Annotated in this window: 5 protein-coding genes, 1 pseudogene and 1 riboswitch; of the genes and pseudogenes, 5 read left to right on the plus strand and 1 reads right to left on the minus strand. The window is 45.1% G+C overall.

The genetic code is table 11. The annotated features are described in order from the left end of the window. Positions 1–226 precede the first annotated feature (226 nt). Together JG770_RS09750 and JG770_RS09755 are read left to right on the plus strand one after the other, a co-directional pair. Positions 227–2,302, plus strand: coding sequence for a ribonucleoside triphosphate reductase (locus JG770_RS09750; RefSeq protein WP_291958368.1), 2,076 nt, complete (start codon positions 227–229; stop codon positions 2,300–2,302). Next, a complete protein-coding gene (locus JG770_RS09755) occupies positions 2,299–2,985 on the plus strand; it encodes an anaerobic ribonucleoside-triphosphate reductase activating protein (RefSeq protein ID WP_291958371.1) in 687 nt (228 codons plus the stop codon). The genes JG770_RS09750 and JG770_RS09755 overlap by 4 nt, the downstream gene beginning before the upstream one ends. Positions 2,986–3,018: 33 nt before the next feature. Here JG770_RS09755 and cobT read toward each other — a convergent pair. Next, positions 3,019–3,981, minus strand: a pseudogene (gene cobT / locus JG770_RS09760) (nicotinate-nucleotide--dimethylbenzimidazole phosphoribosyltransferase); the annotation flags it as partial. Beyond that, a riboswitch (cobalamin riboswitch) is annotated at positions 3,946–4,217 on the minus strand. Its footprint overlaps the pseudogene before it by 36 nt. Positions 4,218–4,478: 261 nt before the next feature. Here cobT and JG770_RS09765 point away from each other — a divergent pair. From JG770_RS09765 to JG770_RS09775, 3 genes are read left to right on the plus strand one after another with little or no spacing between them, the layout of a single operon-like run. Continuing rightward, the gene (locus JG770_RS09765; RefSeq protein WP_291958372.1) at positions 4,479–5,801 is read left to right on the plus strand and encodes an efflux RND transporter periplasmic adaptor subunit; all 1,323 of its coding nucleotides are present in this window, start codon (positions 4,479–4,481) and stop codon (positions 5,799–5,801) included. A 13-nt stretch (positions 5,802–5,814) separates the two neighbouring features. Then, complete coding sequence (locus tag JG770_RS09770) at positions 5,815–8,958, plus strand: efflux RND transporter permease subunit (protein ID WP_291958375.1); 3,144 nt, start codon at positions 5,815–5,817, stop codon at positions 8,956–8,958. Position 8,959: 1 nt separating this feature from the next. Beyond that, positions 8,960–9,541: a TetR/AcrR family transcriptional regulator gene (locus JG770_RS09775; RefSeq protein WP_291958377.1), complete on the plus strand. Its 582-nt coding sequence runs from the start codon at positions 8,960–8,962 to the stop codon at positions 9,539–9,541. Positions 9,542–9,601 lie beyond the last annotated feature (60 nt).

The following is a 9,601-nucleotide window of genomic DNA, read 5'->3' on the forward strand; positions in this document are numbered from 1 at the left end:
TGATTGCGTAGTGGTCCAGCTTCACAGCCGTAGCGAGGTATATATGTCAAGCCTATAGCGGGCGTAGGATTTATATCTTTGCAGGCGCTGAATTTGCCATATTACGAATTGCAGTGTTGAAAAATTATTCTTGCTAACCACAGTATAAGGTGCTATAATAATATATATAGTATATCACATTAAATAATGTACTATATATAGTATGCATATACTGGAGGGTGGACTTATGATAACATTTATAAAAAAGCGCGATAGCCGTATCGTGGAATTTCAACGCAATAAGATAGAGGATGCCATATTCAAGGCCGCACAGGCGGTGGGCGGTAGTGATCGCAGTATAGCCATACGCCTTACCGATAAAGTAGTGGATATGCTGCTTCAAAGGTTTGACGGCGACATACCTTCGGTGGAAGATGTCCAGGATATAGTGGAAAAAGTCCTTATAGAAGAGGGTTATGCTAGAACGGCCAAAGCTTACATATTATACCGCAAACAACATCAGGATATACGCGAGATAAAGAAAGCGCTGCTTGATGTAGAAGATCTGGTTGACCAGTATATAGGCAAGATGGATTGGCGTATCAATGAGAACAGCAATATGGGATATTCGCTCCAAGGATTAAATAACCATATATCCACTACTGTGACGTCGTCCTATTGGCTTAACAAAATCTATCCGGCGGAGGTGCGCGATGCTCATGTCAATGGCGATTTGCACATACATGATCTCGGCTTGCTCTCAGCCTACTGTTGTGGCTGGGATCTCAAAGATTTATTGATAAGCGGTTTTACCGGTGTGGATGGAAAAGTAGCTAGCCGTCCGGCCAAGCATTTCAGAACGGCTTTAGGTCAGATAGTGAACTTTTTCTATACATTGCAGGGGGAGGCGGCCGGTGCACAGGCGTTCTCCAGTTTTGATACGTATCTGGCGCCGTTCGTACGTTATGACGGATTAGGTTATAACGAGGTAAAACAGGCGCTGCAGGAATTTATATTTAATATAAATGTTCCTACGCGCGTCGGATTTCAGACGCCGTTCACCAATATTACAATGGACCTTGTGGTGCCTGGTATATTGGCCAATGAACCCGTTATAATCGGCGGCAAAATGATGGATAAAACGTATAGCGAGTTCCAACATGAAATGGATATGATAAATACCGCTTTTGCTGAGGTTATGATGGAAGGCGATGCCAGCGGCCGCATATTTACCTTCCCTATACCAACATATAATATTACCAAGGAATTTGACTGGGATAGTCCGGTAGTGGAGAAAATCATGGAGATGACAGCCAAGTATGGCCTTCCGTATTTCAGCAATTTCGTAAATAGCGATATGAAACCCGAGGACGTAAGGAGTATGTGCTGTCGTTTGCGCCTTAATAATCGTGTGTTACAGAAACGCGGCGGCGGTTTGTTCGGGGCTAACCCGCTCACCGGTTCCATAGGTGTGGTTACGATAAATATGCCGCGTATAGGCTATCTTTCCAAAAGCGAAGATGAATTTATGGACAGATTGGGCCGCATGATGGATATAGCCAAGACTAGCCTTGATACAAAACGCGAGGTACTCGAGAAGATGACAGAAGAGGGCCTTTACCCATATGCGCGTTTCTATTTGATGGACGTATATAAAAGATTCGGATCATATTGGCAGAACCATTTTAACACAATAGGACTGATCGGTATGAATGAAGCGCTTCTCAATTTTATAGGTTGTGATATAACTTCGGAAGAAGGCCGTCAATTCGCTTTGAAGGTATTGGATTTCATGAGCGAAAGAATGGAGGAATATCAACAACAGACCGATATACTGTACAACCTGGAAGCTTCGCCTGCCGAGGGCACATCCTATCGCCTGGCTAAAAAGGATAAGGCATTATATCCTGATATAATAACATGCGGCGACAAAGAGCCGTACTACACAAATTCAACTCAATTGCCCGTTGACTTCACCGATGATATATTCACTGCTTTGGATCTCCAGGAAGAATTGCAGTGCAAGTATACAGGCGGTACAGTATTGCATGGTTTTATAGGCGAAAGCATAAGCGATGTGGATTCGTGCAAAGCTCTGGTAAAGAAGATAGCTTATAATTACCGGATACCGTATTATACGATAACGCCGACATTTTCAATATGTCCCGACCATGGATATGTGTCAGGTGAGCACTTTACATGCCCGCATTGCGGCGGAGAGTGCGAGGTATACAGCCGAGTGGTGGGCTACTACAGACCGGTGCAATGCTGGAACAAGGGCAAACGCCAGGAATTCGCCGACCGCAAGGAATTCGTGGTATGATATACGACCTCATGCCGGTAACATTGGCCGATTACCCGGGGAAAGTGGCTGCTACTGTATTTGTCAGCGGCTGTAATTTTCGATGTCCATACTGCCATAACAGCTCGCTTATAAAGGTACAACCACCTCTCAGGACAGTCGATGATATTTTAGACTATTTAAGGCATCGCCGTCATTTGCTGGATGGCGTATGTATCACCGGTGGTGAGCCGACGCTGTGGGACGGTTTGGAGGGCTTTATAGTTTCTGTTAAAAATGAAGGGTTTGCAGTAAAGCTGGATACCAACGGTTCCAGGCCAGACGTATTGGCAGACCTGCTCAACAAAGGTTTTTTGGACTATATAGCCATGGACATAAAAGCGCCTTTGACCAAATATGGCGACTTTGTGACGCGGCAGGAGGATGTATTCAATGTAAAAAAAAGCATCAACATAATCATGGAATCCGATATAGAATATGAATTCCGCACCACTGTTAATCAAAATCTTATGTGTATGGAGGATTTCATAGATATAGCAAATTGCATAGCCGGAGCACGTAAATACGTGCTCCAGCCATATAAGTATAGCGATGGTGTGCTCAACAAGTATATCTGCGGGACCAAGCCGTGCGATCCGGCTTTTTTAGAGCAGGCTAAAGCCAATATAATCAATCTTTTGCCGTCGACTGTTATAAGAGGGTGAGTTTCGCGGTAGTCTTAGGATCCGCGGCGGCAATCAAAGTCCGGTGGATACTCCGGCCGACTCGAAAGTGGCCATTTCGGATTGTATATGCGTAGCGGCATCTATAATATGAAAGGCCAGAGCTGCGCCTGTGCCTTCGCCCAGCCTCATCTTCATGTGGAGCATGGGATGCAGCCCTATTATATCCAGCATTATGCTATGGCCGGGTTCTTCGGATACATGGGAGGCTATAATGTATTGTATGGTTTTTGGTTCTAATTTAGCGGCTATCAAAGCGGCGGCCGTGGATATGAAACCATCTATGACCACGGGCACTTTATGAGCAGCAGCGGCCAGAATGGTACCTGTTAGTCCGGCTATTTCCAATCCGCCGACCTTGTGCAACACATCTATGGGATCAGCAGGGTCGGGCTTATTTACATCTATGGCTTTTTGTATCGCAATTTCCTTTGCCGATAGCCCACGGTCGTTTATGCCTGTGCCGCGGCCTATAAGCTGATGCAGAGGCCGATTGGAGAAAGCAGCTAATATGGCGCTACTAGCGGCGGTATTGCCTATACCCATCTCTCCTGTAGCCAATAATGTCGAGCCATTAGATATCTGAGCGGTGGTCACAGATATGCCGGCTTCTATAGCAGCTATGGCCTCATTACGGCTCATGGCCGGGCCTTTAGTCATATTGTCTGTACCGTATTTTATCTTTTTTACTATAAGATTTGGATGGTTTATATCAGTTGCTATACCGATATCGCAGCATGCTATATCAGCTCCGGCATGTCGTGCCAGCACATTTATGGCGGCGCCGCCGTTTAAGAAATTCATCACCATTTGAGGTGTGACCCCTTGCGGGAAAGCACTGACGCCTTCTTCTACCACGCCGTGGTCGGCGGCCATTATGATTACGGTTTTTTTGCCGATTTGGGGGATGGTTTGTCCGGTGATACCGGCCAATTGTTTTATTATGTCCTCCAATACTCCGAGGCTGCCGGGCGGCTTGGTAAGTGAATCCAGCCTTTGCTGGGCATGGGCCACGGCATCCTCGTTTATCGAGGATATCGAGGATAAGGTGTTTTGCAATAGCGTCATAAAAAGACTCCTTTTTCCCGCCTTCCCGGCGCTATGGCCAGTGGCATTGTGAGAAACATTCCCCGCATACAGCGGCGGGACCGCCCGAGAATTACGCTCGGTTCCCTATTATCTCCTTTCGGAGCACCTGCTTATGCTAGTTATTTTATGTTTCAAGTATAACAGCGTGATTACAACATGTCAATAGGTCAATAACACCGACAAGCTTTTCCCGCATTCTCGGGCATACGGCTTTATACCACTACTTCTCGAAGGAGCAGCTTACCCGACATCTGACTTCTGACCTCCGATTTCTAATGTGCGTAAAATATTGTGCTTTACAACAAAATGATGCTGATGTATAATAAACGATGTCGACCGAACGGTCGGTCAATTTAATTTGTTAATTTATCAGGAGGTGTACTTACTTGAATAATCGTATAAAGAGGGTGTCAATAGCGGCCGCATCTCTCATTATGGCGGGTCTATTGATGACGGGCTGTAGTGATCAGTCACAGCCTTCGGCTCAAAATCAACAAAAAAGCACTGCGGTAGCGGTATCGGTGCAGAAAGTGGCCATAGGTGGTATAGGCAACAGCAAGGAATATACCGGTAGGCTGAAACCGGTACAGGATGTAATGATAATTCCTAAGCTGCCTGGCAAGGTAACCGCTATACCTGTTAAAATAGGTGATGCAGTAAAAAAAGGAGATCTGCTGTTAGAACTTGATACGTCAGATATACAGCCGCAAATAGATCAGGCTCAAGCGGCATATGATGTAGCTAAAATAAATGTGAATGATACTAAAAAGAAAAAACAAGATCTGGACGATATGGAAAAAAGCCTTAAAGATCAGCAGAATTCCTTGACATCGCAACAAAAACAATTAAATGATACTGTAAAGCAATTACAGTCACAAATAAACGATCTTAATAAACAATTGGCATCTGCTCCGAATGAACAGGTAAAAGCCCAGCTTCAAAGCACTATAGACGCCTTAGAAGCTCAGCTCTCTGAAGTCCAGAACGGATTAAGCTCTGTAAACGAGGCGTTAAAAGCGGTGCAGACGCAGATCAGCTCTATAGCTACATCCAAGATGCAGATACCAAGCGACGAACTTCTCAACGCGCAACTCAAGCAGGCCGAGGCGGCGCTGAATCTTGCTAAACATCAATTGACCAATACCAAGATATATGCCCCTATAGATGGCATAGTGGCTTCCGTCAATGTGGATGAAGGCGAGATGGTGGCCCAAACCTCACCGCCTATGAATATTATAGATGTGAGCAAATTGCTTCTTGATATACAGATTGCCGAGGCTGATATATCTAAGATACAAAAAGGTCAAAGCGTAAATATCAAGGTCGATGCAGTGCCTGATCAAACATATAATGGTACGGTGACCATGATATCGCCGACACCGGATCCGCGTTCACAAAATTATCCGGTTCGCATACAAATCGATAATAATGGCAATTATTTGAAGTCTGGTATGTTCGCCCGTGCTGAATTAGCCGTGGATAAAAAAACAGATGTTATAGTGGTGCCTAGTACGGCAGTACTTGATGAAAACGGTGTCAAAGTTGTATACGTAGCCGACGGCGGAAAGGCTCAAAAACGTCAGGTTGAGATCGGCATGGATGATGGAGAAATGGTAGAAATAAAGAAAGGGCTTGATGTAGGCCAAGATATCATAGTAGAGGGTCAGCAGTATCTGACCGATGGCGCCGACATCACTATAGCCGAATAGAGGTGATGTCAGATTGAAGATATGGGAAGGTTCTATAAAGCGACCTGTCATGACATGGATGATAATAGCTATAGTATTGGTGCTTGGAGCTGTGTCCTTAAGTCGGCTGGGTCTGGATCTTTTGCCGAATATAAATCTTCCGATAGCGGCGGTAACAGCCTCTTACCAGGGGGCGGGTCCCGAAGAAATAGAAACTATGGTAACAAGGCCGTTGGAAAGCGTATTGGGTACGGTATCCAATGTTAACTCGGTGAGCTCTATATCGTCAGAGGGCAATTCCATAATAATATTGGAATTCAATCAGGGCACTGATATGGACTTTGCGGCGTTGGACATGCGGGAAAAGGTTGACCTCATAAAAGGCATGCTGCCTAGCGGCGTAACCAATCCTATGGTATTAAAACTTGATCCGACAATGCTTCCTGTCATGCAAATCTCGGTAGCAAGCAAGGACGGCAATCTATCTAGAGCCCAGGCAGTGGTGGAGGATACTATAAGTAATCGTATAGAGCGTATAGAGGGCGTGGCATCGGTCAGTATAACCGGCGGACGTCAACGTGAAATAGCCATAACGGTACAGCCTGAGAAGCTGGCTACATACGGTTTATCTATAACACAGATATCTAATCTCTTAAAAGCCGAAAACCTTAATATGCCTGGAGGCACGGTGGTGCGCAATGACAAGCAGTTGGTGATCCGTACCATGGGCGAATTCAAGAGCATAGACGATATAAAGGCATTGGCAATACCCACGCCGGCCGGAGGTACTGTAAAGCTCGGTGACATAGCCGATGTGGCCGATACATTTAAAGAAGTAAACCAGTATAACAAAATAAACGGCAAAGAGAGCATAGGCATATCAGTGCAGAAGGAAAGCACGGCTAATACTGTTCAAGTGGCCGACGATGTCAATGCGGAATTGGAAAAATTGCGCCAAGAATTACCCGATGTGGAAATAATACCGGTGCTGGATCAGTCGCAATTTATAAAGATGTCCATAAACAATGTTGCGAATAATGCTATATTAGGGGCTATATTAGCTGTTATAGTACTGCTGATGTTCCTGCGAAATGTTCGTTCTTCGCTCGTTATAGCACTATCTATACCTATCTCAGTCATAGCAACCTTTGTACTGGTGTATTTTTCCGGTATGACTTTGAACCTCATATCGATGGGTGGCCTGGCCTTGGGCGTAGGCATGATGGTGGATAACTCTATAGTGGTATTAGAGAATGTATATAGGCACAGGCAAGAGGGACAAACGCGTATGAAGGCGGCTATAGATGGCACTGGAGAGGTGGCTATGGCTATTACCGGCTCGACATTGACCACAGTAGTAGTATTTCTCCCCATAATATTCGTTCAAAGCTTAGCCGGTGAGATTTTTAAAGAATTGGCTCTTACAGTTACGTTCTCGCTTTTGGCCTCATTGGTTGTAGCCATAACCATCGTTCCGATGCTGGCATCGCGACTAGTGACAATAGAGGATGAAAATATGCCCAAGCGCAAAACTGTCTGGACATCGATTGATGGCTTTTTAAGCAGAGCCTTGAGCGGATTGGATAGTTTCTATAGAGGCGTGCTCAAATCGGTATTAGGGCATAAAGGTTTAACTGTTGCTATAGTAGCAGCAATCTTTATAGGTATGATAGCGTTGATACCGTTTGTCGGCAATGAGTTTCTGCCTCCAATGGATCAGGGGCAATTTAGTGTGAATATAGAACTTCCACAAGGCACTGTGTCTACTAAGACAGCCGATATTACAAATAAAGTAGAAGGCATCCTCGAAACCATACCCGAAGCCGATGCTATATATACTACCGTGGGAGGAAACGCCATGGCTTCCATGGTAGGCGGCATGGCCGGCGGCAGCACAAATATTGGCAGTATAAGCGTTACGCTTGCGCCAAAAGAGCAACGTACGCGTACTACCGATGAAATAGTGGAATGGGTGAGTCAACAGGTCAAAAATATACCAGGCGCTAAGATAACGGTGTCATCGATGAATGATGCTGCAGGCGGTGGTACTGCATCGGTTATGGGAGCACCGATATCGGTGGATATAAAAGGCGATGATATAGATATGCTTGCTGATGTTGCCGATGATATAAGAGAACTTGTAGAAACTGTACCGGGAGTAACCAGCGCTACTACCAGTGTGGGAGAAGGCGCGCCTGAGCTGCGCTTGACAATAGATCGCTACAAAGCATCGCAATATGGTTTGAATGCGGCTACAATAGCGTCGACGGTTCAATCCGCTATAAATGGACAGCTGGGAACGCGTTATAAAGTTGAAGGGCGCGAAATCGATGTGACATTATATGGCGATGAAAGTTATAAAACCGATCCAAACAAGCTATCTCAGCTTTTGATTCCAACTATGACCGGCGGCAATGTCCCGCTTGGTGAATTGGCCAAAGTGGAGGAAGCTGAAGGACCTGTAGCTATAAACCGTCAGGATTTGCGCCGTACAGTAAGCGTTAACGTAAATATATCGGATAGGGCGTTGGGTGATGTGACTGCAGATATACAGGCCAAAGTAGATGCCTACAAACTGCCCAGCGGCTACGCCGTGAGCTATGGCGGACAGAGCCAGATGCTGAACGATGCATTCAGCGACCTTGGTTTAGCGCTTATACTGGCCATTATATTGGTTTATATGATAATGGCGGCGCAGTTTGAATCATTTATCCATCCTTTTGATATAATGTTCTCTGTGCCGTTGGCATTCGGCGGCGCTATATTAGGCTTGTTCATCACAGGCAAGGCGCTGAGCGTGCCTGCGTATATAGGTGTTATAATGCTGGCGGGCATAGTGGTTAACAACGCTATAGTGCTCATAGATTATACCAATCAGTTGAGAGATAGGGGCTATAGCTGTGAAGAAGCGCTTATAAAGGCCGGTCCTACGAGATTGCGCCCTATACTCATGACGACGCTTACTACCATTTTAGGGCTTATACCGCTGGCACTGGGCATAGGTGAAGGTGCCGAAATGGAAGCACCTATGGCTATAACGGTGATATTTGGGCTTGGATTATCCACTATCATAACGCTTATAATAGTGCCTGTAATCTATAGTCTGTTCGACAGATTCAGCCGCCGTCATCATGAGCCTGTCGACAATATAATACCTATGGACGGCAGGGAGGTATAATATGGCTGCCAAAGAGGAAGCACGTAAGGAGGATATATTAAAAGCCTCTATACGTGTATTCTCAAAAGAAGGCTTTTACAATGCTCGTATGGAGGATATAGCGGTAGCAGCGGGCGTAGGCAAAGGCACGATATATGAATACTTTCCAAGTAAGAAAGTGCTTTTTCAAGAGATGATGCGTTATTCCGTAGAGATGTATATAGCGGAGATAGAACGGCATATAGCTGGGGTAAGCGATGCTAAAGAGGTTTTGTCGTCTTTTATGAGGTTTAATATAGATTTTATGCGGGAACATGCTGAAATAGCCAAAGTGGTCATAAACCAGCCGAGTGAAATCAACGAAGAAATAATGGAAATGTTTATGAATATGAAACATCGCATAGAAGAAGCGATAGCTTCTGTAATAATCGAGGGAATATCCTCAGGTTGCTTTCGCAAAATAAAACCGCATATCGCGGCTATGGCATTTCTCGCAATAGTCAGTCGCGTGGCAGCCGCTACCTTGTATAATTACTATGATGGGGAACACAGTGCCGACGAGGCGCACGGCAAAAGCATGAAGAAAAATTATTCCAAGGGATAATTTGCCACTAAACATTTAAAGGTCTTTATGATAGGATATTGTTCATAGATTTTTTATATG

The organism is Mahella sp. (genome assembly GCF_020054945.1).
Lineage (GTDB): Bacteria > Bacillota > Clostridia > Mahellales > Mahellaceae > Mahella.

Bases quoted from the DNA above. Each gene is read 5' to 3' on its own strand.
- JG770_RS09750 (WP_291958368.1), top strand. From the start codon at position 227: ATGATAACATTTATAAAAAAGCGCGATAGCCGTATCGTGGAATTTCAA.
- JG770_RS09775 (WP_291958377.1), top strand. From the start codon at position 8,960: ATGGCTGCCAAAGAGGAAGCACGTAAGGAGGATATATTAAAAGCCTCT.
- JG770_RS09755 (WP_291958371.1), top strand. From the start codon at position 2,299: ATGATATACGACCTCATGCCGGTAACATTGGCCGATTACCCGGGGAAA.